This window comes from Vibrio sp. YT-19(2023) (assembly GCF_033337395.1).
Genome location: NZ_JAWOQN010000820.1, coordinates 1 through 586 on the forward strand (window position 1 = coordinate 1; position 586 = coordinate 586).

1 pseudogene is annotated in these 586 nt (G+C 43.2%); it reads right to left on the reverse strand.

From position 1 onward, the window contains the following. Positions 1-214: 214 nt before the first annotated feature. A pseudogene (ppnK, locus tag R7E78_RS28640) lies at positions 215-586 on the reverse strand (NAD(+) kinase); the annotation flags it as partial.

Below are 586 nucleotides of genomic sequence, written 5' to 3' on the forward strand. Positions count from 1 at the left end.
TACTCTATTCATGGTGAGAATATCACCCGACATACTCCATTCAATTTGCTTTTCTGGAATAAGTTAAACTTTGCACACAGGATCAAAGTTTATAAATTTCGTTTTAACGGCAGGATATATCGCGTCGCCTTATTAGTAAGTCTTTACGTGTTATCCCAAAAAAGAAAAAAGCCAGCAGCAATCAGCAACTGGCTTAAATTCGTGTTCATGAAAGCTAGAATAACTTACTAGACCAACCGAGTTTGTTCCTTAATACGTGATAGTAGCTGTAGTCTTTCGGATGGATGAGTTTGAGTACATTTGGGCTTTGATAAATGTGGATCTCATCGCCGGGAGAAACTGGCAGCGACACTTGTCCATCACAACTTACTTCTTGTGTACCGCGATTTTCTGGTGACACAATCAGTTTGATTCTGCGTTTGCCATCAACCACCAACGGTCGGCTAGATAAGGTATGAGGGAACATAGGCACCAGTGAAATGGCATTCAGGCTTGGTGACAGAATAGGGCCACCACCAGAAAGTGAGTATGCTGTCGAGCCTGTTGGTGTGGAGACAATCAACCCATCGGCGCGTAAAGAGAAGGC